This is a genomic window from Enterococcus sp. DJ147D b (assembly GCF_058216655.1).
Genome location: NZ_CM177104.1, coordinates 1,626,892 through 1,651,998, shown reverse-complemented (window position 1 = coordinate 1,651,998; position 25,107 = coordinate 1,626,892). Strand labels below are relative to the sequence as shown.

Annotated in this window: 26 protein-coding genes, 1 tRNA gene, 1 pseudogene and 1 riboswitch; of the genes and pseudogenes, 21 read left to right on the top strand and 7 right to left on the bottom strand. The window is 36.4% G+C overall.

What is annotated here, in order from left to right:
- Positions 1–189 precede the first annotated feature (189 nt).
- The 5 genes from AC4BD1_RS07825 to AC4BD1_RS07805 all read left to right on the top strand — a co-directional run bounded on the left by AC4BD1_RS07825 (position 190) and on the right by AC4BD1_RS07805 (position 5,049).
- Positions 190–2,343: a penicillin-binding transpeptidase domain-containing protein gene (locus tag AC4BD1_RS07825; protein ID WP_206909304.1), complete on the top strand. Its 2,154-nt coding sequence runs from the start codon at positions 190–192 to the stop codon at positions 2,341–2,343.
- A gap of 251 nt (positions 2,344–2,594) precedes the next feature.
- Complete coding sequence (gene rpmG, locus AC4BD1_RS07820; RefSeq protein ID WP_002293909.1) at positions 2,595–2,759, top strand: 50S ribosomal protein L33; 165 nt, start codon at positions 2,595–2,597, stop codon at positions 2,757–2,759.
- 175 nt (positions 2,760–2,934) lie between these two features.
- The gene (locus tag AC4BD1_RS07815; RefSeq protein WP_490485433.1) at positions 2,935–3,207 is read left to right on the top strand and encodes an ArsR/SmtB family transcription factor; all 273 of its coding nucleotides are present in this window, start codon (positions 2,935–2,937) and stop codon (positions 3,205–3,207) included.
- Between the two features lie 143 nt (positions 3,208–3,350).
- Positions 3,351–4,286, top strand: a complete 936-nt coding sequence (locus tag AC4BD1_RS07810) for an ABC transporter ATP-binding protein (protein WP_490485432.1) — start codon at positions 3,351–3,353, stop codon at positions 4,284–4,286.
- Positions 4,279–5,049: an ABC transporter permease gene (locus tag AC4BD1_RS07805; protein WP_206909183.1), complete on the top strand. Its 771-nt coding sequence runs from the start codon at positions 4,279–4,281 to the stop codon at positions 5,047–5,049. Before AC4BD1_RS07810 ends, AC4BD1_RS07805 begins: the two co-directional genes overlap by 8 nt.
- 119 nt (positions 5,050–5,168) lie before the next feature.
- Here AC4BD1_RS07805 and AC4BD1_RS07800 read toward each other — a convergent pair.
- Positions 5,169–5,251: transfer RNA gene (locus AC4BD1_RS07800), tRNA-Leu, on the bottom strand.
- A gap of 69 nt (positions 5,252–5,320) precedes the next feature.
- Here AC4BD1_RS07800 and AC4BD1_RS07795 point away from each other — a divergent pair.
- The 4 genes from AC4BD1_RS07795 to nagA all read left to right on the top strand — a co-directional run bounded on the left by AC4BD1_RS07795 (position 5,321) and on the right by nagA (position 9,142).
- Positions 5,321–5,497, top strand: a complete 177-nt coding sequence (locus AC4BD1_RS07795; protein WP_206909185.1) for a hypothetical protein — start codon at positions 5,321–5,323, stop codon at positions 5,495–5,497.
- 143 nt (positions 5,498–5,640) lie between these two features.
- The gene (locus tag AC4BD1_RS07790; RefSeq protein ID WP_490485431.1) at positions 5,641–6,858 is read left to right on the top strand and encodes a pyridoxal phosphate-dependent aminotransferase; all 1,218 of its coding nucleotides are present in this window, start codon (positions 5,641–5,643) and stop codon (positions 6,856–6,858) included.
- 223 nt (positions 6,859–7,081) lie between these two features.
- The gene (locus AC4BD1_RS07785) at positions 7,082–7,918 is read left to right on the top strand and encodes a helix-turn-helix domain-containing protein (RefSeq protein ID WP_206909189.1); all 837 of its coding nucleotides are present in this window, start codon (positions 7,082–7,084) and stop codon (positions 7,916–7,918) included.
- Between the two features lie 75 nt (positions 7,919–7,993).
- Complete coding sequence (gene nagA / locus AC4BD1_RS07780; protein ID WP_490466215.1) at positions 7,994–9,142, top strand: N-acetylglucosamine-6-phosphate deacetylase; 1,149 nt, start codon at positions 7,994–7,996, stop codon at positions 9,140–9,142.
- Positions 9,143–9,227: 85 nt separating this feature from the next.
- On the opposite strand, the gene AC4BD1_RS07775 is transcribed toward nagA, so the two are convergent.
- Together AC4BD1_RS07775 and AC4BD1_RS07770 are read right to left on the bottom strand one after the other, a co-directional pair.
- Positions 9,228–9,590: a hypothetical protein gene (locus AC4BD1_RS07775; protein ID WP_206909194.1), complete on the bottom strand. Its 363-nt coding sequence runs from the start codon at positions 9,588–9,590 to the stop codon at positions 9,228–9,230.
- An 8-nt stretch (positions 9,591–9,598) separates the two neighbouring features.
- Positions 9,599–10,279, bottom strand: a complete 681-nt coding sequence (locus AC4BD1_RS07770; protein WP_490485429.1) for a DNA/RNA non-specific endonuclease — start codon at positions 10,277–10,279, stop codon at positions 9,599–9,601.
- 182 nt (positions 10,280–10,461) lie between these two features.
- Here AC4BD1_RS07770 and AC4BD1_RS07765 point away from each other — a divergent pair, with 182 nt between their 5' ends.
- The gene (locus AC4BD1_RS07765) at positions 10,462–10,986 is read left to right on the top strand and encodes an NfeD family membrane protein (protein ID WP_490485428.1); all 525 of its coding nucleotides are present in this window, start codon (positions 10,462–10,464) and stop codon (positions 10,984–10,986) included.
- Between the two features lie 13 nt (positions 10,987–10,999).
- The gene (gene floT / locus AC4BD1_RS07760) at positions 11,000–12,493 is read left to right on the top strand and encodes a flotillin lipid rafts scaffold protein FloT (protein ID WP_490466213.1); all 1,494 of its coding nucleotides are present in this window, start codon (positions 11,000–11,002) and stop codon (positions 12,491–12,493) included.
- Between the two features lie 67 nt (positions 12,494–12,560).
- Here floT and AC4BD1_RS07755 read toward each other — a convergent pair whose 3' ends face one another.
- Positions 12,561–13,151 (bottom strand): FUSC family protein, encoded by a 591-nt coding sequence (locus tag AC4BD1_RS07755; protein WP_206909201.1) that lies wholly within the window; start codon positions 13,149–13,151, stop codon positions 12,561–12,563.
- 108 nt (positions 13,152–13,259) lie between these two features.
- Here AC4BD1_RS07755 and AC4BD1_RS07750 point away from each other — a divergent pair, with 108 nt between their 5' ends.
- Positions 13,260–14,225 carry an aromatic acid exporter family protein gene (locus AC4BD1_RS07750; RefSeq protein ID WP_490485426.1) on the top strand — a complete coding sequence of 322 codons (966 nt, stop codon included), beginning with the start codon at positions 13,260–13,262 and terminating at the stop codon, positions 14,223–14,225.
- 48 nt (positions 14,226–14,273) lie between these two features.
- Here the strand turns inward: AC4BD1_RS07750 and AC4BD1_RS07745 are convergent, their stop codons facing one another.
- On the bottom strand, positions 14,274–15,254 hold the full coding sequence (locus AC4BD1_RS07745) for a Gfo/Idh/MocA family protein (RefSeq protein ID WP_490486025.1): 981 nt from the start codon (positions 15,252–15,254) through the stop codon (positions 14,274–14,276).
- Positions 15,255–15,403: 149 nt separating this feature from the next.
- Here AC4BD1_RS07745 and AC4BD1_RS07740 point away from each other — a divergent pair, with 149 nt between their 5' ends.
- The 4 genes from AC4BD1_RS07740 to AC4BD1_RS07725 are packed head-to-tail and all read left to right on the top strand — an operon-like array spanning position 15,404 to position 18,129.
- A complete protein-coding gene (locus tag AC4BD1_RS07740) occupies positions 15,404–15,934 on the top strand; it encodes a hypothetical protein (protein WP_206909207.1) in 531 nt (176 codons plus the stop codon).
- 22 nt (positions 15,935–15,956) lie between these two features.
- Positions 15,957–16,799 (top strand): M15 family metallopeptidase, encoded by an 843-nt coding sequence (locus tag AC4BD1_RS07735; protein ID WP_490466212.1) that lies wholly within the window; start codon positions 15,957–15,959, stop codon positions 16,797–16,799.
- A gap of 8 nt (positions 16,800–16,807) precedes the next feature.
- Complete coding sequence (locus AC4BD1_RS07730) at positions 16,808–17,425, top strand: glycoside hydrolase family 73 protein (RefSeq protein WP_206909210.1); 618 nt, start codon at positions 16,808–16,810, stop codon at positions 17,423–17,425.
- Between the two features lie 20 nt (positions 17,426–17,445).
- The gene (locus tag AC4BD1_RS07725) at positions 17,446–18,129 is read left to right on the top strand and encodes a beta/alpha barrel domain-containing protein (RefSeq protein ID WP_206909212.1); all 684 of its coding nucleotides are present in this window, start codon (positions 17,446–17,448) and stop codon (positions 18,127–18,129) included.
- Between the two features lie 516 nt (positions 18,130–18,645).
- Here AC4BD1_RS07725 and AC4BD1_RS07720 read toward each other — a convergent pair.
- Positions 18,646–18,853 (bottom strand): annotated as a pseudogene (locus tag AC4BD1_RS07720) (helix-turn-helix domain-containing protein); the annotation flags it as partial.
- Between the two features lie 426 nt (positions 18,854–19,279).
- A riboswitch (purine riboswitch) is annotated at positions 19,280–19,377 on the top strand.
- A gap of 122 nt (positions 19,378–19,499) precedes the next feature.
- Between AC4BD1_RS07720 and AC4BD1_RS07715 the strand changes: the two are divergent.
- The 5 genes from AC4BD1_RS07715 (at position 19,500) to purB (ending at position 24,467) form a co-directional block, all read left to right on the top strand.
- A complete protein-coding gene (locus tag AC4BD1_RS07715; protein ID WP_206909213.1) occupies positions 19,500–20,081 on the top strand; it encodes a xanthine phosphoribosyltransferase in 582 nt (193 codons plus the stop codon).
- 2 nt (positions 20,082–20,083) lie between these two features.
- Entirely contained in the window at positions 20,084–21,391 is a 1,308-nt protein-coding gene (locus AC4BD1_RS07710; protein ID WP_490466211.1) for a nucleobase:cation symporter-2 family protein, read from the top strand.
- A gap of 188 nt (positions 21,392–21,579) precedes the next feature.
- On the top strand, positions 21,580–22,044 hold the full coding sequence (purE, locus tag AC4BD1_RS07705; RefSeq protein ID WP_242589919.1) for a 5-(carboxyamino)imidazole ribonucleotide mutase: 465 nt from the start codon (positions 21,580–21,582) through the stop codon (positions 22,042–22,044).
- On the top strand, positions 22,037–23,158 hold the full coding sequence (purK, locus tag AC4BD1_RS07700) for a 5-(carboxyamino)imidazole ribonucleotide synthase (protein ID WP_206909216.1): 1,122 nt from the start codon (positions 22,037–22,039) through the stop codon (positions 23,156–23,158). Before purE ends, purK begins: the two co-directional genes overlap by 8 nt.
- Before the next feature lie 13 nt (positions 23,159–23,171).
- Positions 23,172–24,467 (top strand): adenylosuccinate lyase, encoded by a 1,296-nt coding sequence (purB, locus tag AC4BD1_RS07695; protein ID WP_206909218.1) that lies wholly within the window; start codon positions 23,172–23,174, stop codon positions 24,465–24,467.
- Positions 24,468–24,588: 121 nt separating this feature from the next.
- Here the strand turns inward: purB and AC4BD1_RS07690 are convergent, their stop codons facing one another.
- Positions 24,589–24,960 (bottom strand): hypothetical protein, encoded by a 372-nt coding sequence (locus AC4BD1_RS07690; RefSeq protein WP_206909220.1) that lies wholly within the window; start codon positions 24,958–24,960, stop codon positions 24,589–24,591.
- Between the last annotated feature and the right edge of the window lie 147 nt (positions 24,961–25,107).

Genomic DNA, 25,107 nt, shown 5'->3' with positions numbered 1-25,107 from the left:
AAAAAAACACTTAAAATTATGAGTTTTTAATCAAGGTTTCTTGACTATGTTTCGCCTGTTGTGAAACAAAAGAATTCTGGTATCTTGAATTTCGTTAAAGAATTTCATCAACTGATGATTTTTTCTTTGTTATTCATACTTTTTTGGTTATAATTTTTCGTGAATGTAAGTATGCGGGAAGGATAGGAAATAATGAAAGATTTTATGAAAAAAATAAAAAATAATTCTTGGTTTGACAAGTTAAAAAAGGGAACACAAGAACCGAGGAATAAACCTTATCGGCGTTCCCATGTCCCTTTTCGTTTAAATGTTCTTTTCTTTATTATATTTACGTTATTCGTAGCATTGATTGCTAGATTGGGTTATTTACAAATCGTTGATGGTGAAACGATGGAAGCTAAAGTTAAATCTTCTTCAACAATTACCGTTCAAGAAAGTTCACCTCGTGGCATGATTTATGATGCTACTGGCAAAGCCTTAGTCAAAAATCAAGCAAATCAGGCAATTACCTTTACTCGAGGTTCACAGATGACGTCCACGGACTTATTGAAATTAACGAAAAAATTGAATGAACTAATTGATGTTCCAGTTGATGACTCCCTGACGGCTCGTGACAAAAAAGACTTTTGGTTAGCAGACGCTGATCATTTAGCGGAAGCAACGAAGCGTCTTTCTTCTGCTGAAAAGCAACTAGATAATAGCAAACAATATGCAGCAACAGTGGAGAAAGTAACCGATGAAGAAATCAATTTCGATGAAGAACAATTGAAGATGGCAACCATCTTTAAGCGGATGAACAGCGCGTACGAGTTAAATACAGTGTATATCAAAAATTCTGGTGTAACAGATCGTGAATTAGCGGTAGTTGCCGAAAATGCTTCAGAATTGCCTGGAGTTTCAACGGGTGTCGATTGGACGCGTGAATACTTAGCTGCCGATTCAATGAAAAGTATCTTGGGTAGTGTAACAACAGAGAAACAAGGACTCCCTGCCGACGAAATCGATGCTTATTTAGCAAAAGGCTATTCACGAAATGATCGTGTTGGTCAAAGTTATTTAGAAAAACAATATGAAGATGTGCTACAAGGAACAAAAACACAATATGAAGTAAAATTAGATAACGAAGGAAATGTTTCAAGTCAAAAAGAAATTTTTGCAGGCGAAAAAGGCTCTAATTTAAAATTATCGATTGATGCAGAATTTCAGAATAAAGTCGATGAAATTTTAAAACGAAACTTCCAAGCTTTAGTTGATAATGGCAAAGCCAAATATTCTCCAGGTGCATATGCCGTTGCAATGAATCCACAAACTGGGGAAGTATTAGCATTGGCTGGCTTTAGCCATGAAGAAAATTCAGGAGAAATCACTGAGAATGCACTGGGAACGATCACCAACGCGTTTACTCCAGGATCTGTAGTCAAAGCAGGAACATTGGCAGCTGGCTGGAAGACAGGTGTAATTAGTGGAAACCAAGTCTTAATCGACGAACCAATTCAATTACAAGGTTCGGCTGAAAAAAGTTCTGTCTTTAATAGAAGTGGTCAAGTTGCACTAAATGCAGTAAAAGCACTAGAGTTGTCATCAAATACGTATATGATCAAAGTAGCTTTAAAAATGTTAGGATTGGAATACACACCAAATATGGGGCTTCCTGGTCTTGATGAAGAAGCAAAAGCTTACGATGAATTACGAACTTCATTTAAAGAATTCGGATTGGGAACAACAACAGGGATTGATTTGCCAAATGAATCAGCTGGGATTTCTCGTTCAGTTGACTTCATGAAAAAATTCAACAAAGATAATGATGGTGAGTGGTACACATCTGGTAACTTTACCGATTTAGCATTTGGTCAGTTTGATACGTATACACCAATCCAATTAGCACAATATGCTTCAACTGTTGCCAACGGTGGGAAAAGAATCCAACCGCATATCGTTTCTGGGATTTACGGAAATGATGAGAATGGGAACTTAGGTGAACAAAAGAAAAAAATCGAAACAACTGTTAAAAATGAAGTCACTATTTCACCAGAAAATATGGCAATTCTTCGCGAAGGTTTCCATCAAGTAGTTCATGGAACAGATGGTTACACCACTGCAAAACCATTAGCTGGTGCAAAAATGGATCTATCAGCAAAGACTGGTACGGCAGAGACGATTGCAGAAGGGCATCCTGACATCACTACCGTCAATAGTAATATCGTAGCTTATGGCCCAACGGATAATCCGGAAATCGCAATCAGCGTGGTTTTACCAAACTTAACAGATGAAAAGGACCACATGAATTTAACAATAGCTAAAGAAATCACAGACGCATATTATGATATGTATCTAGCAAAATAACTTATTTTGGAAACAGTCAAATCAGTTTTAAACTGGTTTGGCTGTTTCTTTTGAAATAGTTTTTTCAAGTGAAACTACTTGTCAAAATAAAAAAATGACTAAAATAAACTGGATTTAATCAATAAATAATAGTTGAAATGAAAAAACGTCAAGTAAAACTACTTAACAAATTGACATAAAAGGGTAGATTTCTCATAACAATCATGGTAAAATTATCAAGTCTGAGAGTCATCTTAGAGGATTCTAGTAGTATGGGAGGGAAAATCATGCGCGTAAACATCACATTAGAATGTACTTCTTGTAAAGAACGTAACTACCTAACAAGCAAAAACAAACGTAACAATCCAGATCGTTTGGAAAAACAAAAATATTGCCCACGCGAACGCAAAGTTACTTTGCACCGCGAAACAAAATAAGTTTGATTAAAAAGTTACAAGAAACATTTCGATGTTTCTTGTAACTTTTTTAGTTCTTTTTGAATCAATGAGATTGACGTAAAAGAAAAAAACAGAGATAATACATAGATGGTTATCAATGTATATGATTTAGCGATGTTTGGTTAAAGTAGTTGTTAGCAAAGGAGAAAAGGAAATGAATCATGAGCAAATGTCAAAAATGTTTAAAGCATTAGCTGAACCTAATCGAATTAAAATTATTGAACTACTTTCAATGGGGCCAATGTGCGCATGTGAAGTTCTAGATCATTTTGATTTTACACAACCAACTCTTTCACACCACATGAAAGTTTTAGAGTCTGTAGGAATCGTTTCAGTTAAGAAGGATCGTAAGTGGCATTATTATTTTTTGAAAAAAGAAGAGACTTCAGAGTTATTAAAAGCAATGCAGGACCTCTTTCCTAACTAACGCATAAATAGATGCGTAATCATAGCAAGCTAAAATTATTTTGTTCGTTGATTGTACTCGTTTGATCCAACTAAACGAAACGATCACTGAATCACATGCACTTCTTTTGAGAGAAGAAAATTCAATTTACAGGGAGAAAATTCATGACTTATGCGTTAGAAATAAGCAAATTAAAAAAAGTATATGCAACAGGTGTTGAAGCCTTAAGAGGTATTGACCTAGTTGTAGAAGAAGGAGATTTTTATGCCCTACTAGGGCCAAATGGTGCCGGTAAGTCTACGACGATTGGTATTATTACTTCATTAGTCAATAAAACTTCTGGAAAAGTAAGTGTTTTTGGTTATGACCTTGATACTGACTTAGTGCGCGCCAAACAACAAATAGGATTAGTCCCTCAAGAGTTTAATTTCAATCCGTTTGAAACAGTGCAACAAATCGTTGTCAATCAAGCAGGATACTATGGTGTTTCGAGGCAAGAAGCCTTGAAACGAAGTGAAAAATATTTAAAACAATCAAACTTATGGGAAAAACGAAATGTTCGTGCGCGGATGCTTTCTGGAGGAATGAAACGACGATTAATGATTGCGCGCGCGTTGATGCATGAACCTCGTTTACTTATTCTTGATGAGCCAACAGCCGGAGTTGACATTGAACTAAGACGAGAAATGTGGACATTTTTGCGAGAATTAAATGAACATGGAACGACAATTATCTTGACGACCCACTATCTGGAAGAAGCAGAAATGCTTTGCCGAAATATTGGAATTATTCAAGCAGGAGAATTGATTGAAAATACTAGTATGAAAAATTTGTTATCAAAATTACAATATGAAACTTTTATTTTTGATTTAGAACCACATACCAATTCATTTGAATTATTAGGCTACAAGCATTTTTGGGAAGATGATCAAACACTTGCAGTTGAGGTCGAGCGTAATCAAGGGGTGAATGGAATCTTTGAACAATTGACAAAAAATGGTATCAAGGTACTCTCAATGCGGAATAAATCCAATCGTCTAGAAGAATTGTTCTTGAAAATTACAGAAGAAAATGGTCATGTGGAGGAAAAAAATGTTTAATTTATATTTAACTGCGCTTAAAAGTTTAGCAGTCAAAGAGACAAATCGCTATTTGCGTATCTGGGTTCAGACGTTGGTACCACCAGTTATCACGACTTCTTTATATTTTATTATTTTTGGGAAAATGATTGGTGGACGAATTGGTGAGATGGGTGGATTTTCTTACATGGAATTCATTGTGCCAGGTCTGATCATGATGTCTGCAATCACTAGTTCTTATGCGAATGTTTCTTCTTCTTTCTTTTCGCAAAAGTTCCAAAAAAATATTGAGGAATTATTAGTAGCGCCTGTGCCTACACATGTGATTATATGGGGATTTGTCATTGGTGGTTTGGGTCGTAGTGTCTTAGTTGGGACATTGGTAACAATTATTTCGCTCTTTTTTGTTCCACTACATGTTTATTCATGGACCATGGTCGTACTCACGTTACTGATGACAGCTATTTTATTTTCATTGGCAGGTTTACTTAACGGTATTTTTGCTAAGTCTTATGATGATGTTTCAATCGTGCCGACGTTTGTGCTGCAACCCTTGACTTATCTCGGTGGTGTCTTTTATTCAATTTCGATGTTACCACCTGTTTGGCAAGCTGTTTCAAAAATCAATCCGATTGTGTATATGATATCAGGGTTTCGTTACGGATTCCTTGGAACGATTGACGTGCCGATCATCTTTTCAATTTTCATTTTGATTGTGTTTATTGCTGTCCTTTATAGTGTCTGCTGGTATTTAATCGAAAAGGGTCGAGGATTACGAAGCTAAAGAAAATAGTTGAAAAAAGCAACAAGAAAAGAACGCACCAATATGCTGGCGCGACCTTTTCTTGTTGCTTTTGCTATATAATAAAAAAGACGGATCCACGAAGATCCATCTCTCAGTGATGCAGACGATGGGATTTGAACCCACACGAGCAAATGCTCACAAGACCCTCAATCTTGCATGTCTGCCGTTCCATCACGTCTGCAAAATAAATAACAAAATAATCATAGCGATGATTGCATCAGATGTCAAGATAGAAAGTAGTGGAAAGCAAATGAAAAAATATGATGGTGAGTTTTCTGGACTAGGAATGATAGCCGGACTTTTAATTGGGCTAGCAAAAGGAAATCTTTTATTTGGCTTAATGCTTGGAGTTATTTGCGGTGTGGCAATGGATTGGGGCGCTAATTTGTGGAATGATTATCAACAAAATAAAAAGAAGAATGACTAAAAGATCAAAGTTTATAAAGTGGATTTCTTGAAATTTGCTGGTATATTTATACGTGATAGAGTATGATATTGGATAACTTGGTAAATAACTATCGATGATATAGTCAGAAGTTTCTAACTTTTTGAAATGAGGGATCGAAGAAGATGAGAGAATTTGAAAAGTCCAACAAATTAGAAGGTGTCAGCTATGATGTACGTGGCCCAGTTCTTGAAGAAGCAGACCGCATGCAAGAAGAAGGAATCAGCATCTTGAAATTGAACACAGGAAATCCTGCACCATTTGGTTTTGAAGCACCCAATGAAGTAATTCGTGACTTGATTATGAATGTGCGTGAGTCAGAGGGGTATTCTGATTCAAAAGGAATTTTTTCTGCAAGAAAAGCGATTCAACAATATTGTCAATTAAAAAAATTTCCTAATGTCACGATTAATGACATTTATACAGGTAATGGTGTCAGTGAATTGATTTCTATGTGTATGCAAGGATTGTTAGATAATGGTGATGAAGTGTTAGTACCAATGCCAGATTATCCTTTATGGACAGCATCCATTGCACTTGCAGGAGGAAATCCAGTGCACTATATTTGTGATGAAGAAGCGGAATGGTATCCGGATATTGCAGACATCAAAGCCAAAATCAGTAGCCGCACGAAAGCAATCGTGATTATCAATCCAAATAACCCAACTGGCGCTCTTTATCCCAAAGAGCTGTTAGAAGAGATTGTCGAGATTGCTCGTCAAAATGATTTAATCATTTATTCAGATGAAATTTACGATCGTTTAGTGATGGATGGATTAGAACATATCCCCATTGCGACTTTAGCGCCAGATTTATTTGTTGTGACGTTAAATGGTCTTTCAAAATCCCATCGAGTAGCAGGTTTTCGCGTAGGATGGATGGTACTTAGTGGAGACAAATCGCGAGTTCAAGGGTATATTGAAGGCTTAAATATGCTATCTTCAATGCGCTTGTGTTCCAATGTCTTGTCTCAGCAAATCGTTCAAACTGCTTTGGGTGGTTATCAAAGCGTAGATGAATTATTGCTACCTGGTGGTCGAATTTACGAACAAAGAGAATATGTCTACAATGCAATCAATGATATTCCGGGCTTATCAGCAGTGAAGCCTAAAGCAGCATTTTATATTTTTCCAAAAATTGATACAAAACGTTTTAATATTTTTGATGATGAAAAGTTTGTACTTGATTTCTTGCATGAACACCATATTTTGCTTGTTCACGGTGGCGGATTCAATTGGCACCAACCAGACCATTTCCGAATCGTTTATTTACCAAAATTAGATGATTTGAAGGTCATGGCTGGGAAAATGCGAGAATTTTTGACGACTTATCAACAAAAATAATGACAATTCTTAGTAAATTGTTTTGCTAGCCAAACAGTATAGAAAAGTCTGTGGCATTGAAAATGTCGCAGCTTTTTCTTTGTTGTGAAAAAAGTTAGCAAAAGATGGGTGAGTAATTTTCTTTCCCAAGAAAAGATGAAACAGCCCTTTTCTTGAAGTTTACTCATTCGTAAAGTAAAATACTGATATCATGCGAACGCGCATATTTTTGGGAGGATACATAATGGAAACGTTTGTCGATTCCTTTGGGACAATTATCAAGACAATAAGAAAAGAACGAAACATGACACAAAAAATGCTTTCTCAAGGTATTTGTTCTCAAAGTGTTTTAAGCAGAATTGAAAATAATGAAGAATTGCCAAATGTTCTGGTAATGGCACAAATTTGTCAACGGCTGGGTGTGACCATTGATCATGTGATGACATTGTCCCATGGAGATATTCGTAAAAATTTACAACAGTTAGACTTATTAGATTTTTACTTTCAAAGGCGTGACTATCGCAAATTAGCACAGCTTTTGAAAAATGATGAAGTCAAAAGCAACCTTTATTCAGATGCTGATTACCAACGTTACTATTACTATTTAGGTGTATGTGAATTTTATTTAGCAAAAAATATTTCCCAAGCAGTCTGCTACCTAAAAGAAGCATTGACTTATTCAAGTCATAGTGACCGTGTGTATGTTTCTGATACGGAAGTTCAGTTGATTAGTGCAATTGGTAAAATCTATGGAGTTGCAGGAAGGCCAACGGAAGCACGCTATTATTTGAGTAAAAGTATCCAACTTTTTCAACAATCAATTGAGACACGTGTCAAAAGTGAACTGTCACAAATCTTTTATAACTATGGCACATTTTTATTTCAGCAAGGAGAAATTGATGCGGCACTTGAGCATGTTAATCGAGGCATTCGTTGGACCCAAGAAAAAAACAGTTATTACTTTTTAAATGATTTGTTTGCACTGAAAAGTTTGATTTATAAAAAGAAAAATGAACCACAAAAAGCAGCTTTTTATGAAGAACTGGCGCAAGCTGTCCGGAAGATTTCAAAAAACTCATAAATGGTGTAGACCATTATTGACTTTTGATAGAAATAAGAGTACCTTAAGGGTAGAAAATCAAAGGAGCGAGTTAGAATGAGAACTTTTATTTATGCTGACAAATTCTTTTTATCGTCAGGTGTAAAAAATGCCGGTTACCTAGAAATTACGGATGGACTATTTGGTGTATATTCACAAGAATTGCCAGATGGAGAAGCAAAAGTAATTGATCAAAGTGGTAAATGGATTGCACCTGGTTTAGTTGATACACACATTCATGGTTACATGAATCACGACGTAATGGATAATGATGCTGAAGGTATCAAAGTTATGTCTGAGGGATTATTATCTTGTGGAGTAACTTCTTTCTTACCAACAACCTTGACTTCAAGTAAAGAACGCTTGAAAGATGTAGCAGAAACAATCGGAAAAATGTACCAAGAAGCGCCAGGAGCCAAAATCAAAGGAATTTATTTTGAAGGTCCTTTCTTCACAGAAGAACATAAAGGTGCCCAAAACCCTAGCTACTTTGGTGATCCAGACTTGAATACTTTCCATGAATGGCAAGAAGCTTCAGGTGGATTAATTAAAAAAATCGCTTTAGCACCTGAACGCCATGGTGTAGAAGATTTTGTTAAACAAGTAACAGATGAAGGGGTTGTTGTTTCGTTAGGCCACAGTAACGCAACAATTGATGAGGCTCAAAAAGCAGTAGAAGCAGGAGCTAGTGTTTTCGTTCATGCTTACAACGGAATGCGCGGATTGAATCACCGTGAACCGGGTATGGTGGGTGCATTGTTATCCTTAGAACATGTCTTCTCAGAACTAATTTGTGATGGACATCATGTTCATCCAAATGCTGCTGAAATTTTGATGGAAAAAGCAGGTCACGACCACGTTGCGTTGATTACTGACTGTATGATGGCAGGCGGAATGCCAGATGGAAATTACAATCTAGGAGAGTTCCCCGTAGTTGTAGCAGAAGGGACAGCTCGTTTAGAATCAGGAAACTTAGCTGGTAGTATTTTACAGCTAAAAGAAGCAATCAAAAACGTTGTTGACTGGGGAATCGCAACACCAGAACAAGCAGTTATGATGGCTAGTTTAGTACCAGCAATCAGCTGTAAGATTGATGATTCTTGTGGGAAAATCGCTCAAGGACGCGATGCAGACTTTATCGTATTGAATCCTGATATGTCACTTGAAGCAACTTATTTAGATGGTGTGGAACGTTACCACGCATAAAATCTTTTAAGAAAAATCAAAAGGTGAAACAAAGCGTATTTACGTTTTGCTTCACCTTTTTTTGTGTAGTTTTCATTTGGAACATTCATTTTTTGAAAAAAGTTTCGATCGAATTTTTAGAATGCGCATACTTTATTATGAGAGAAGAAAATGTATTGTAATAATACGAAATATCTTCTTTGATATGAGAATGTGGAATCATGATTACTTCTTGCTCACTTGCTAAGAGATAATCACCATCAATTGTGCGAGCAACTAATTCGTAATGGTCGAGCATCTGCTGATATTCAGTGGGAGTTATCGTTAAAGCAGATGGTGTTGCAGCTAGACTTTTTTTCAGATAGTCCGTCGATGGGAAAAGCACTAATTCACCAATCGTTTCGACTTTTTCTTCTTGAAGCCATGCGATCGTTTTAGTTAACGTTTGATCGTGCAGAATTTCAAACATAGAATCACCTACTTCTGATTTGGAATTTCAACTTTGAAGTTGATCGTTGTATTTGGACTTAGTCCTTGGGCTTCAAGTGTTATACTTTCTGGAATCAATTCATTTTTTGTGTAGTTTGGTGTGACACGATAGCGAACGGTTTCTCCTTTGTTAAGTGCTTGTCGAATTTCTAATTCATAATAATTCATGTACGGATCATTAACGGGAAATTGATAAAGGGTGACTAAGTTCTTTTTTTCATCACCACTTCCACCAAATTGTTTAGCAATCAAGTGTCCTCTTGAATGATCATATTTTGGGCCAGAAACAAAACCCGGTGGACGAATTTCTCGATTGGCACTAGTACCAGTATTGATCATTTTTTTCTTGATTAGTGCGTCCGCACCCGTAGGACGATTAAGATGATCAAGAGAATGGTAGGTGATCCAACCATTCTGGTTGTCTTTTAACTCATCTGCTGAAAAAGTCGCATGACCGAATTCTTTTGGACCAGAATTATTTCCAGTAGGGGCTAGATCTTCTTTAGTTGGTAATCCGTTTTGTGTATGCTGTTGGGTTACCTGTTCTTGCGTAGTAGAAGAAGGTGCTGATGGATTATTGGCAGAAGTTAAATCCAATCCCAGCCAGCTAGCAACTCCTACGATTAATAAGGTAAGTAGTGTACCTAAAAGTTTGTTCATATTTTTCATTTTTTCACCTCGCTTTTCAGTATAGGTGAAATAGATTGTTTAGAACAGTAAAATTTATTACTAGTGACAGTAAAAAACGTAAAGGGCTGTCTTGAAGTCATAAAGTACCGCTTTTCAGTCATAAAATATGGTGTACACAGTTATTGATAATTGGTATGATAGGAGATAAAAGGAGGCGCTTTATGTTTGGGGGGATTGCATTAGAAACGATTTATTGGTATACGCTACTTATTTGTGCCGGGATCGCAGTTCTTTTAGTTGTTTTTGGCGATATTTTTGATTTTGATGGCCCACTAGATCCAATGTTGTTAGTACCTTGGTTAGCATTTACCAGCCTATTCGGCTATTTAGGCGAAAGCTTAACTGAATGGTCATCAGTTTTGATCTTTGTGATTAGTGCTGCCATTTCAAGCGTGTTGGTATTTTTACTCAATTTTTATATTTTGATGCCAATGAAGAATGCAGAAGCAACACTATCTTCGTCCGAAAAAACATTAGAGGGACAAGTTGTACAAGTGGTTACACCGATTCCAATCACAGGAATGGGCGAAATCCAACTTCAAAGTGTAACAGGGTCAATCAATCGGCCAGCTTGTTTTTATACAGAACAGGAAACAATGGCTCAAAGAGGAACAAAAGTGTTGATTATCGAAGTGAAAGACAGAGTATGTTACGTCATACCTTATGACGGAATGCTAAAATCTTAAGGGAGTGTGTTGAATGGTTATATCAGGAGCTTTTTTATCAGTTGCAATTGTTATCTTTATTCTATTGATGCTTTTAATCGTTTTCGTATCAAAGTATCAAACAGCAAAACCAGATGAAGCGTTAATTATCAGTGGTAGTTATTTAGGCAAGAAAAATGTCCATACTGACGAAAGTAATAATAAAATCAAAATAGTCCGGGGTGGTGGGGCATTTGTTCTACCCGTTTTTCAACGTTCTAACCGGATTAGTTTACTTTCTAGTAAGTTGGATGTCTCTACACCAGAAGTTTACACAGAACAAGGTGTACCCGTTATGTGTGATGGGACATCGATCATAAAAATCGGTTCATCCGTGGAGGAAATTGCCACGGCAGCAGAACAATTTTTAGGAAAAACAACCGATGAACTAGAAAATGAAGCGAGAGAAGTTCTTGAAGGTCATTTACGTTCAATCTTGGGTTCGATGACAGTGGAAGAAATTTATCAAAATCGGGATAAATTCAGTCAAAGTGTTCAAGAAGTTGCTTCTGTTGATTTAGCAAAAATGGGTCTGATCATTGTGTCGTTTACGATCAAAGAAGTTCGCGACAAGAACGGGTATCTTGATTCATTAGGGAAACCAAGAATTGCTCAAGTGAAGCGAGATGCAGAGATCGCTGAAGCCGAAGCGTTGAAAGAAACACGAATCAAAAAAGCGCAAGCTGAAAAAGAATCACAAGCTGCAGAATTACAACGACAAACAGAAATCGCTGAATCAGTAAAAGAAAAAGAACTAAAATTAGCAACCTACAAACAAGAACAAGATGTTGCTAAAGCGAAAGCAGACCAAGCATATAACTTAGAAAGTGCCCGTGCACAACAACAAGTTATTGAGCAAGAAATGCAAATGAAAGTCGTTGAAAGACAAAAACAAATTGAATTAGAAGAAAAAGAAATCATACGTCGAGAAAAACAATACGATTCTGAAGTGAAGAAAAAAGCAGATGCAGATCGTTATGCGAAAGAACAAGAAGCACAAGCACAGAAAGTAAAAGAAGTAACGGAAGCAGAGGCGGAACGCTTTAGAGTGGAAGCTTTAGCAGAGGCGCAAGCGAGTCAAACACGTTTGGCTGGGCAAGCCGAAGCTGAAGCAATCTTAGCAAAAGGGAAAGCTGAAGCCGAAGCAAAACAAAAAATTGCTGATGCCTTTAAAGAATACGGTGAGGCTGCTGTGTTAAGCATGGTGATCGAAATGTTACCACAATTGATGCGTGAAGCAGCACAACCACTAGGAAATATTGAAAAAATTTCTGTTGTTGACACAGGAAGTGGATCTGGTGAAAATGGTGGAGCAAATCGAGTAACAGGATATGCAACAAATCTATTAGCATCCACGCAAGAAACATTGAAAGCAACAACAGGTTTGGATTTAAAAGAAATTATTGAAAACCTTTCAACAAAAGGGACTTCAAGTCAAGTAAATTTGTATGAAGCCGACTCAAAACCGACAAATAATGACGAAATATAGTTAATTAATCAAAAGACCACTGTAAAATGATTGAACATTTGGCAGTGGTCTTTTTGTGGGTAATTACTTATTTTTTTTGTTTCTCGATTTGTTTTTCAATTTCTGCTAAATTTTTGCGTAAAGTGCGCTCTTTTTTTTGTAACTCGACTAAGTCCTCAGCTAATTCCTGTTTCTTCTCATCTTCTGGTGGCCGTAGAATAAAATTGATTCCTAGAGCGATGAAGGTTCCGATAAAGGTATCGAATACTCGTTGTAATGCGTAGAGCGTGGATTCGCCTTGTGGAATACTTAAAGAAATCATTAGCAAAGTAGAAATAGCCGAAATGATTCCAGAATTGTTGTCAATACCATCTGAAACCACGATGGTTACGATAACCAATACAGGTAGTAAAAATAATTCAACTAAAAAATCATTGTGAAAGTAGTGTTTAATGAAGAAGAAGATGATGGCTAAAACGCCGCCAATAGAATTTCCGATGACTCGAGAGCGACCAAATGAAACCGTAGATGTTAAATCTTGGCGTAAAGAAAAAACGGCTGACAGCGCAGCAATCAAAGGATTACCTCGCTGAAAGAAGTGGAAAACTAACATACAGATGAAAACAGCTAGTGCACTTTTTATAGTCCGCATACCGAGGCGGAAACGACCGACTTGCATAACTTTTTCTCCTTTAATCCCTTTTTTTAATCATAACGAATCTTTAGTGTGTTTGCTAGTTTTTAGCGTAGAGGTTTAGTATAATTGGATGAAAAAAGGAGGAAATGTATGCGAATTGGTATGCGAACAATAAAAACGGTAATTAGTGCAACACTCGCCATGCTGATTGCAAGCAGCTTGCCTTTACTTTATTGGCCTTCAGCTGGGATTATTGCTGTTTTGAGTGTTGGCAATACGAGAAGGTCGACGATAATGACGGGTGTCGATCGTTTTATTGCTTTTATTTTAGCGACGGTCGTTGCTTTTTTTAGCTTTACGTTCCTTGGGTTTTCTCCAATTGGCTTCGGTTTATTTTTGCTTCTTTTTATTCCACTAGCGGTTCAATTCAAGTTAACTGAGGGAATCGTAGTGAACTCTGTTTTAGTTACACAGTATTTAGTTGAGCAAAGCATGGCGATATCGCTGATTTTAAATGCATTAGGATTGATGGTAATAGGTGTAGGCTTAGCTTTAATAGCAAATATTTACATGCCTAATACCGAAAAGCGGCTCCAAGAAAATCAATTAGTGATTGAGGTTGAGTTTCGCCAGTTGTTACAAGAAATGGCTGATTCATTATTAAAAGAAAAGAAAGAGCGACATATCGAAGAAGATTGCCAACGATTATTAACATTTATTCGAACAAGTCAGTTAGAGGCTCGAAATCATCATGAAAACGATTGGGTTAGACAAGAAGGGTATTATGAAACGTATTTTTCGATGAGACGAGCACAATTAAATGTGCTAAATAATATGATCCAAAATTTAGAGCGAATTGAGTCACCTAATCCATATAGTGAGCAAATTTATGGCCTACTTATTTACACAGCTGAAACATTCGCTGAAGAAAACGATGGTACGCTCATTATGAAAAGAATCCACGAAGTCTATGCTGAATATCGGCAAATGCCTTTACCACAAAAACGATCTGAGTTTGAGAACCGTGCAGAATTGTTTCAGTTTTTGCAATCATTTAAAAGTTTTATTGAAATCAAAGCAGAATTTGCCCAGCAAAAACAACAAAGTAACATATAAAAAAGGTCGAGACAATTTTGTCTCGACCTTTTTTATAAATTGTTAAGGTTAAGCTTTTTGCCAATGCACTTGCATTTGATCCAAAATGTCAATGACATCTTTGGTTAAATAAAGTGAGCGGTTAGGTAATTCACCTTCAATCATCTGTATCATGTTCGCAATTTCATAATTTAAAGCTTGTGAAGTACTCCCACTTTCGATCAATTCTTTTGTACCATCGACATAAGTGATTTCGGCACGATCTGCACGTGGATAATCAGTAATGGTAATATAGCCATTTTCATAAGCAACGATACCGACTTTAGGCATTTTTGCTCTGAACGTTAAGCTAACAGTTGCTAATTCGTCCTGATCATTTTGTAAAATCGTAACGGATTGTTCATCAACGCCTGTTTCAAACGGAATCATCGTCGAAGCAATTACTTCTGGTTGAGCGGTTAAAAAGAAGCGTGCAAACGAAACCGCGTAAGTGCCAATATCAAGCAAAGCGCCTCCGGCTAGATCTGGATTGAAAAAACGATTAGTAGGATCTGGTTCTTTTGCACTACCAAAAGGAGCCTGGATCATTTTTAACTTACCTAATTTTTTGCTATCTACTAGCGAACGAAGACGTTGATAAAGAGGCATGTTAAAAATGGTCATTGCTTCGGCAAGAATCAACCCTTTTTCCTCTGCTAGCTTCATTGCTTCAACTAACTCTGCAGTATTCATTGTAATTGCTTTTTCGCATAAAACATGTTTTCCTGCTTCTAATGCTGCTAAAATATGTGAAATGTGTTGACGATTTGGCACCGCTATATAAATGATATCAATCTCGTCATCTGCCAGAAGATCTTGATAACTTCCATAAGCTTTTTCAATCCCATAATCTGTTGCAAACGCTTGAGCTTTGGTTAGTGAACGAGAAGCAACTGCAGTTAATTTGCTTGAATTTTGCTTGAAATTTTCAGCGAATTCCTTCGCAATCGTTCCTAAGCCGATAATTCCCCATTGATATTTTTTCATGAGAGATATCTCCTTTTTTGAAATTTAAATAGGTACAGCCTACTTATCAAGTATAGCAAAGTTTGCTTTGATGTTAAAAAAAAGTGTCTAATCGATAAAAAAAGGTGAAGGTGCAGTGAAAAAGATGATTTTTTTTCTGAATTTAAGTAAAATAAAAAGAGGAGGGGATTCGGATGCATCAAGTATATATTGACCTTATTATAAGTGTATTATTAGAACAATTTGAATCAGAGCAATTTTTCTTAGACGAGTACCTACTAATCGATAAAAAAGAATGGGACGCATGGAAAAATGGAGAAAAGAATTTACCATCTGAAGCGATGCAAAAAGTAAAAAATCTTTTTACGGATTATGAATGGATGTTAACGCAAAAAATTCTAAGACAAACAATTATCTTTCCAGAAAAAAGAACGATTGCTGTTGCAGAGTACAAACAAATCAAGACACGAATTGCCCAGAAGTGGTTACACAGTGGTGTTGCTGACGTTGAATTGATCCCGTTAAAAAATGAACAACATCCTAGCAGATACCTTGACTTGAAAGTGAGTATTCACTATGATGAATGGGGCTATGACGATATTTTGAATTTCCGATTGCCAGCGGATGTTCAACAACAAATCGAAGGCGAGAAAGTGGAACTTTTAGACTGGGTGAATGAAAATCTGGAAGAAACCTACGTCCACGAAGGGAACGCTGAGTATTAAGGGGAATGAAAGGATTTTTTAAGTGAAGAAAATTTTAGGTTTTGCTTCAGTCATTATTATGATTGGCGCGATGGGCTACATTTTTATGTCAGACCATAATGCTGGCGAAGTTGAGGCGACAAGACAAACAGAAGTAAAAAAAGCTGCTAAAAGTCCTAAAAAAGGGCTTGCCAGTATTACCGATACGACTGAAAGTTCATCAACAACAAAAAAAAGTAAACAAAAAACAAAGACAAAGGCGACAGCAGAACTACCTGATGTTAGTCCAGATGACTGGAAGTTAGTATTGGTTGGACCAGAAAATAAGTTGGAAACCGAAGTCGATGAATCAAGTCAATTGACAGCATTATCAAATGGTTATTTGATTGATAAGAGAATTGAATCTGATTATCAAGAATTTGCCCAAGCAGCTCAAGATGCTGGTTATCCACTTGTTATGGTTTCAGCATTTCGTTCAGTAACATCACAAGAGCAAGTATTCGCACAACATGTCCAAGAAGTAATGGCACAACAAGGAATTACCGAAGAAGCAGCAACAAAAATCACGAAAGAAACGATTACTGAGCCAGGCTATAGTGAACACCACACAGGTTTAGCTGTCGATGTAGTGGATGAGGACTGGTACAATAATTATCCTTCGACCGTTTTGGAAGCAAGTTATGGTGATCAACCAGGAGCAAAATGGATTGCAGAAAATTGTGCTAAATATGGCTTTATTGTACGATACCCAAAAAATCGTGAGGATATTACAAAAATCACTTATGAACCTTGGCACCTTCGTTATGTAGGGAAAGAAAGTGCTGAATATATCACGAAAAATCAGTTGACGTTAGAAGAGTATTTGAACGAATTAAATGAAAAGTAGGAACATAGATGGCAATTAAAAAATTCAAAAGTCGTCGACGGAAAAAAGTACGCTTCATCGTTTTATTGGCTGGCAGTTTTCTCATCTTATTTGCCTTTTTTGCTTCTTTAAGAGGATTGATGACACCACTTGCTGATCATTCAGCAGAGCAAGAAGCACAATCTCATCAAGAGTTTATCCAACAACTTGTTCCGCATGCACAAGAATTACAAAATGCTTATGGTATCTTGCCAAGTATTATTTTGGGACAAGCAATTCTTGAATCAAACTGGGGAAAAAGTACGTTAGCAAGTGAATATAAAAATTTGTTTGGAATCAAAGCTTATGGTGATCAAGAAAAAGTAAGTCTCGAAACAAAAGAATATGTCAATGAAGCGTGGATTACGATTCAAGGTGACTTTCGCGTATACCATTCGTGGGAAGAATCCATGGATGACCATACTCAACTATTTATTCAAGGTGTGGACTGGAATCCAGCTTTGTACGAAAGAGTGATCACAGCAAACAACTACCAAGAAGCTTCACAAGCACTGCAAGATGCAGGGTATGCAACAGATCCCACATATGCACAAAAGATTATTCAAGTAATTGAAACCTATCACCTTGATCAATACGATCGTAGATAACGCGGAGAGGAAGTGGCAGAATGGCAGAATTTGTTCCTGAAATCATGACAGAATTAAGAAAAGACATTGTTCGTGTGCCAGAAGTCATTTTACAAGCAAGTGGAATTAAAGTTTTTGGTAAAAAAATTCGATCAATTATTTTTACAACGGATATTGCGATTATTAGAAATACGAATGCGAATGCAGTAATCGCCGTTTATCCTTTTACACCGCATCCAGCAATTACAAAAAGTATTATCGAAGCTGCGGACATTCCGGTATTTTCTGGTGTGGGAGGCGGTTTAACTCAGGGAGCTCGTTCTGCTTATATGAGTATGTTTGCTGAAGCGCAAGGATCTTTAGGAGTTGTCTTAAACGGACCAACACCATTAGAAACAGTTCAAGAAGTTTGTCGAATCGTTGATATTCCTGTGGTTAGCACGGTGACTTCTAAATATACAGAGCTTGATGAAAAGCTAGAAGCAGGCATTTCAATCATCAATATTAGTGCTGGTAAGGAAACTGCAGAAACTGTTCGTTATTTCCGAGAAAAGTATCCAGAACTACCAATTATTGCAACTGGTGGTCCAACCGAGGAAAGTATCTTGGAAACAATAGAAGCTGGAGCCAATGCTATCACTTATACACCACCGACTAACGGTGAATTATTCAGTGCGAAAATGGATAAGTATCGTCAACTTGAAAAAGAAAATTATCAAGATTAAAAGAGAACTTGTCTGACGCAAAGCAAACTAATTTTCTTCGCGTCAAACTGTAGACAAATCTTAGACAAAAATGTGGTTTGTCTTTTTTCAATGTAATAATCGACAGATTAGGTTGTTTTTTTAAGAAACCGATTTTTTTGTTTACAGCCTGAAACCGCCCTTATTCCAAAGGGTGGTTTTTTTATTTACTGATGCGAATGCAGTGTATGGGGGTGGTCAACTGTTTCAGTTATCACTCACAAAAAAACAGATTAAATTATTAGAATAAAATATAGTAAATTCGATATATTTTGATGAGTCGGTGGGCATTCTTGAAACGAATAGTAGTCTTTTAGCTTTAGATGTTAAGAGACTTACGGGCATTTCCAAAAAGAGTGTTGAACAAGAAGCTATCATTTTTAAAGGTTACATTTCTGCTTTTGAATAGAAATGTGATTTAACTTAATTCATATTGATAGTTTTTTTATTATTTTTAATAAAAATCAAGTTAAAAATTCAGTGTGGTATAGATAACTATTAAATTACAATATCCTGTTTTATTCGATAAACTGTCTGTCTAGTAACATTGTAATCTTTCGCAATTCTTGAAATAACAATCCTTCATTTAAATCCTTAACGATGTTTTCATAAACTAAATGTCGTTGAGGATTTTTGCGTCTGCACTATAGAGTTTCAGACGTCTCTTGTAGAAACCGTTCGTTTTCACAATCTTAATTCCTTGTGCTTACCGTATTTTAGAAAATTAAGTAGTTAAATACATTTATTCCAATTCGGATGATCTTGATCAATTATTTATATTCTTATTTTAACGAATAAAAAAGACAAAATCTAAAGGATAACACTTTGTTTACAATCTGACACGAAGTAAATAAAATTTCATCTTGTTTTCCTTGTTTTTTAGATGAAAGTGACTAAAAAACCGAACAAACCATGAAAATGATGAAAAAAGATTAGATTTTAGAAAATTTTTATTGAAAGCACATTGTCAGTTTCAGTAAGTAGTGTTAGACTATTTTCAATCTTTAATCAATCAAATTTTGTTTAAATGGAAAACTTTTAGAAAAAATGGTTGATTTACTTGAGGAAACTGTTTAAAAAAACAAATCCTCTGGCTTCAAACATCTTATCAAGCTATTGTATATTACTGACTTGTCAGTTCTACATACCTACTTATATATCGTCATAATATGGATGACAGTTTCTAGCCAATACCGTAAAAATTGGACTATAAGTAAAAGAGTGGACAACACACCCTTTTTTGCTTATTTTAAAAAGTAGAAGGGTGTTTTTCTATATCAGAATTTTATGATAGAAGTGTGGATGAAGAAGCTATTAATTGAACAAAAAATTAAAGAAAAGGGGCAAAAAAAGTGAAAGAATTAGTTGAACGCATCAAAAATGATGGGCGTGTATTGGGTGAAGGTGTGTTAAAAGTTGATAGCTTTGTGACCCACCAAGTAGATCCAGTTTTGATGGAACAAATGGGTCAACGTTTTGCAGAAGTATTTAAAGACCAAGGAATTACTAAGGTGGTAACGATTGAAGCTTCTGGGATTGCTCCTGCTTTATATGCTGCAAAAGAGTTGGGTGTGCCAATGATTTTTGCTAGAAAAGCAAAAAGTTTAACAATGGACGAAGAACTCTTGACAGCTTCTGTCTATTCTTTCACCAAACAAGTAACAAGTACGATTTCAATTTCACGAAAATTTTTATCAGAAAATGATAAAGTTTTGATTATTGATGATTTCTTAGCAAATGGTCAAGCTGCTAAAGGATTGATTGAGTTGTGTCAACAAGCCGGAGCAGAAGTTGAAGGAATCGGAATTGTCATTGAAAAATCTTTCCAAGATGGAAGAGAATTACTTGAACAAATGGGCTTGCGTGTAGTTTCCTTAGCGCGAATCGCTTCCTTATCAAATGGTCAAGTTGAGTTTCTTGAGGAGGACGCATAACATTGAAAAAAGAAACGCAAAATGGAAAAGCAGCAGTCTTAGGATTACAACATCTATTAGCAATGTATGCAGGTGCAGTTGCTGTACCGTTACTAATAGGAACTGGTCTTGGTTTTAATCAAGAACAAATGACTTACTTGATTTCAATTGACATTTTTATGTGTGGATTAGCTACTTTACTACAACTGACTGTCAATCGTTTCTTTGGAATTGGTCTACCCGTTGTTTTGGGTTGTGCAATTCAAGCAGTGGCTCCATTGATTTTAATTGGTACGGATAAAGGCGTTGGCGCAATTTATGGTTCGATCATCGCATCAGGAATTTTTGTGGTTTTAGCTGCAGGGTTCTTTTCTAAAATCAAAAAGTTGTTTCCACCGCTTGTAACAGGAACTGTTATTACAGTTATTGGCTTGACTTTGATTCCTGTAGCTATTGAAAAAATGGGTGGCGGTAGCGCTGCTGCCGCAAATTTTGGTGATAAAACCAATTTATTGTTGGCCTTTGTAACGATTGGCTTGATCGTTGGTGTCCAAATGCTTGGTAAAGGATTTATTCGTTCTATTGCTGTATTGATTGGTTTAGTTGGCGGGAGCTTATTGGCTGGCTTGATGGGAATGATCGACTTAGATGCAATTGGGCAAGCACCGTTATTCCATGTACCACAACCATTTTATTTTGGAAAACCAACCTTTGATATCTGGTCGATTTTGCTAATGATTATTATCTCAATCGTAAGTATGGTTGAATCAACAGGTGTTTATTTTGCGCTTGGTGATATTACTGGCAAAAAAGTTGGCGAAGAAGAGCTGAAAAAAGGTTATCGTGCTGAAGGACTAGCAGTCATTTTAGGTGGGATCTTCAATACATTTCCTTATACTGGTTTTTCTCAAAATGTTGGGTTAGTTCAATTATCTGGGATCAAGACAAGAAAGCCAATTTACTTTTCAGCTGCATTCTTGATTATCTTAGGTTTGTTTCCAAAAATTGGTGCAATTGCTCAAATCATTCCTGAACCTGTACTTGGTGGTGGGATGTTAGTGATGTTTGGAATGGTAGCAGTGCAAGGAATTCGTATGTTATTAGATGTCGATTTTGCTAATGATAAGAATTTATTGATTGTTGCTGTTTCAATTGGTTTTGGATTAGGTTTCAACATTATGCCGTCTTTATTTGGACAGCTCCCTGAAACGATCCAAATGTTTACTGGTAATGGAATTGTTATGAGTAGCGTTACAGCGATTGTGTTGAATTTGGTTTTTAATGGCATCCAAAAAGATGAAGCAATTATTGAAGAGGCATTCGAAAAATAAAAATAAAAATAAAAGTAGCAAAAAAATATTTTTTGTTGCTTTTATTTTTTGCTCAAAAACAAACACGAACATTTATCGTTTATATGTATATAATATTCGATTTTTGTTTGACGTTAGAAAAGTCACTTGTTAAAATATGAATGTATTGTAGCAGAGAGGGGAAAAAGATCGTGGAAGTGTCAGTCATTATGGGAAGTATTTCAGATTGGGAAACAATGAAATTTGCTTGTGATATGTTAGATGAATTTGGTATTTCATATGAGAAAAAAGTTGTATCAGCCCACCGTACGCCAGATTTAATGTTTCAATTTGCGAAAGAAGCAAGAGGAAGAGGAATCAAAGTGATTATTGCAGGTGCAGGTGGTGCAGCTCATCTACCCGGAATGGTTGCTGCGCAGACAACGTTACCTGTGATTGGTGTTCCTGTTCAATCACGAACATTAAATGGTTTAGATTCATTATTATCTATTGTCCAAATGCCAGGTGGTGTACCAGTAGCAACAACGGCAATTGGAAAAGCTGGTGCAATTAACGCTGGACTACTTGCGATACAGATGCTTTCAATGTATGATTTAGAATTGGAAGCTAAATTGGCTGAAAAACGTTCAATGATGGCTGAAACTGTTATAGAAAGTAGTGATCAACTTGGTTAAACCATTACTGCCTGGATCAACAATTGGGATTGTCGGCGGCGGTCAATTAGGTCGAATGATGACAATTAGTGCAAAAGAAATGGGCTTTAAAGTAGGCGTATTAGATCCTGTGAGTGGTTGCCCAGCAGCTCAAGTGGCTGATTGGCATATTGAAAGTTCCTATGATGATACTTTTGCATTAGAAGAACTTGCTAGACGAACAGATGTCATTACCTATGAATTCGAGAATGTAAGTGTGGAAGCACTTAATGCTATTTTACCAAAATCATTTATTCCTCAAGGCACGGACTTGTTGGCAATTACTCAAGACCGACTATTAGAAAAATCATTTTTAGAAACAAATAATATTGTGATTGCACCTTATGCAACAATTGTGAGCCCAACGGATATCCAAGATGCAATTGATGGAATTGGTTATCCTTGTGTCTTAAAAACAACGCGCGGTGGGTATGATGGAAAAGGTCAATGTGTATTGTATAGTCGTGCTGACTTAGCACCTGCAATGGACCTATTACGTAAAGGAACGTGTGTATTAGAAGCATGGATTCCATTTGAAAAAGAAATTTCTGTCATGGTGGCTGGTAATGGTCAAGGAGAGTATACAACATTCCCTGTGGTGGAAAATGTTCACCGAAATAATATCTTGCATGAAACAATTGCACCAGCTCGTGTACCTGATGAAGTAGTTGAGGAAGCTGAGCGAATCGCAAAGGTAGTTGCAGAAGCAGTGAACTTATCAGGTGTTTTAGGTGTTGAAATGTTTTTGACTAAGACTGGTGGTTTATATGTCAATGAGCTAGCGCCAAGACCACATAATTCCGGACACTATTCAATTGAAGCTTGTTCAATGAGTCAATTTGATGCACACATTCGTGGTATTTGTGGTTGGCCATTAAGTAAGATTCGATTACTAAGCGACGCCGTTATGGTCAATGTGTTGGGCGAACAGTTGTTAGAAAGTTATCGTTTGATTGAGAAAAAACCAGATTGGCAATTTCATTTTTATGGAAAAAGTCAAGCGCAAAAAGGACGGAAAATGGGGCATATCACCATTTTGACTGAAGATACGCATGAAACGCTAGAAGAAATCTATCAAACCAACATTTGGGACTAAAGGAGAAAGTTAAATGTTAGAACGTTATACACGACCTGAGATGGGAAATATCTGGACAGAAACAAATAAATATCAAGCTTGGTTGGAGGTTGAGATTCTAGCAGATGAAGCTTGGGCTGAACTTGGGGATATTCCTAAAGAAGATGTGAAAAAAATTCGGGAACATGCTTCATTTGATATCAATCGAATTTTAGAGATTGAAAAATCAACACGTCATGATGTTGTAGCTTTCACACGAGCAGTATCTGAAACACTTGGTGAAGAACGTAAATGGGTACATTATGGATTAACAAGTACAGATGTTGTCGACACTGCTTATGGTTATTTAATCAAACAGGCAAATGATATTTTACGAGAAGACTTGAAACGTTTTACAGCGATTATTGGTGAAAAAGCAAAAGAACATAAATATACCGTTATGATGGGCCGAACACATGGTGTTCACGCTGAACCAACAACATTTGGCTTAAAACTAGCTACTTGGTATTCTGAAATGAAACGGAATATTGAACGATTTGAACATGCAGCTAAAGGTGTAGAAGCTGGTAAAATCTCTGGTGCAGTAGGAACGTTTGCGAACATCCCACCATTTATTGAAGAGTATGTTTGTGAGAACTTAGGCATTCGCCCACAAGAAATCTCAACGCAAGTTTTACCACGCGATTTACACGCTGAATACTTTGCAACAATGGCATTGATTGCGACAAGTATTGAACGTTTTGCAACAGAAATTCGCGGGTTACAAAAATCAGAAACGCGTGAAGTGGAAGAATTTTTTGCTAAAGGGCAAAAGGGATCTTCTGCCATGCCACACAAACGCAATCCAATTGGGTCAGAAAATATGTCTGGTTTGGCGAGAGTGATTCGTGGTCATATGGTTACTGCGTACGAAAATGTTTCTTTATGGCATGAAAGAGATATTTCTCATTCATCTGCTGAACGAATCATTTTACCTGATACAACGATTCTTTTAGATTACATGTTGAATCGTTTTGGAAACATCGTGAAGAATCTGACGGTCTTCCCAGAAAATATGAAACGTAATATGGATGCTACATTTGGTCTGATTTATAGTCAACGAGTATTGTTGAAATTAATTGATAAAGGAATGACTCGCGAAGAAGCGTACGATCTAGTTCAACCAAAAACTGCGCAAGCATGGGATGAACAAAGAGCATTTCGTCCTTTACTGGAAAATGATGCGAAAATCACTTCTGTTTTATCAGCGGAAGACATTGATGATGCGTTTGACTATCACTACCATTTAAAAAATGTCGACACGATTTTTGAACGTGTTGGTTTAGCGTAAGATGATGAAATGCTGTAGCAAAAAATGCTGCAGCGTTTTTTTTGTGCAATAAAAAAAGAGGTTTGCCACTAGTTGGGCAAGCCTCTTTTGTTTTTTTGTTAGTAGAATATATGAAGATCACTTACGCAAGTGCCTGCGTATTTGTAAAGTGAAGTGAGTGAAGCAGGTTGAGTAAATAATCAATGAAATCATAATTGTATTCCTGTGTATTGAAAACAACTTGGATACGATATTGATTTTTGAAAACTTTTTGTTCATGTATTTGATTAATTAACAATTCATGATTGGAATTCGTTTGATAGTGTGCAGTTTTTTTACGACATTCAGCGTGACGTTTTGTTGCACGGCGAATTTTTCGGAAAGTATAAAAGCTTGTATCTTTATTACACAGATAAACGTCTTTGATACCTAATAAATCATTATATAAGCGAGCACGTTCTTCTGGTGTTAGTTCAGTTAGGAATTGTTGTGCAGTATAAGTTGAATCTTCCATATGCTAGTGCCTCCTTGAATAAACATGCGTGATAATTACACATTTACTATACCATTAAGTTTTTTTGATGTAAACGTTTCGATTAACAATGATTTCATCTAGTATTCACTTAAAAACGAACATTAGATGATTCTAATGCTTTTAATG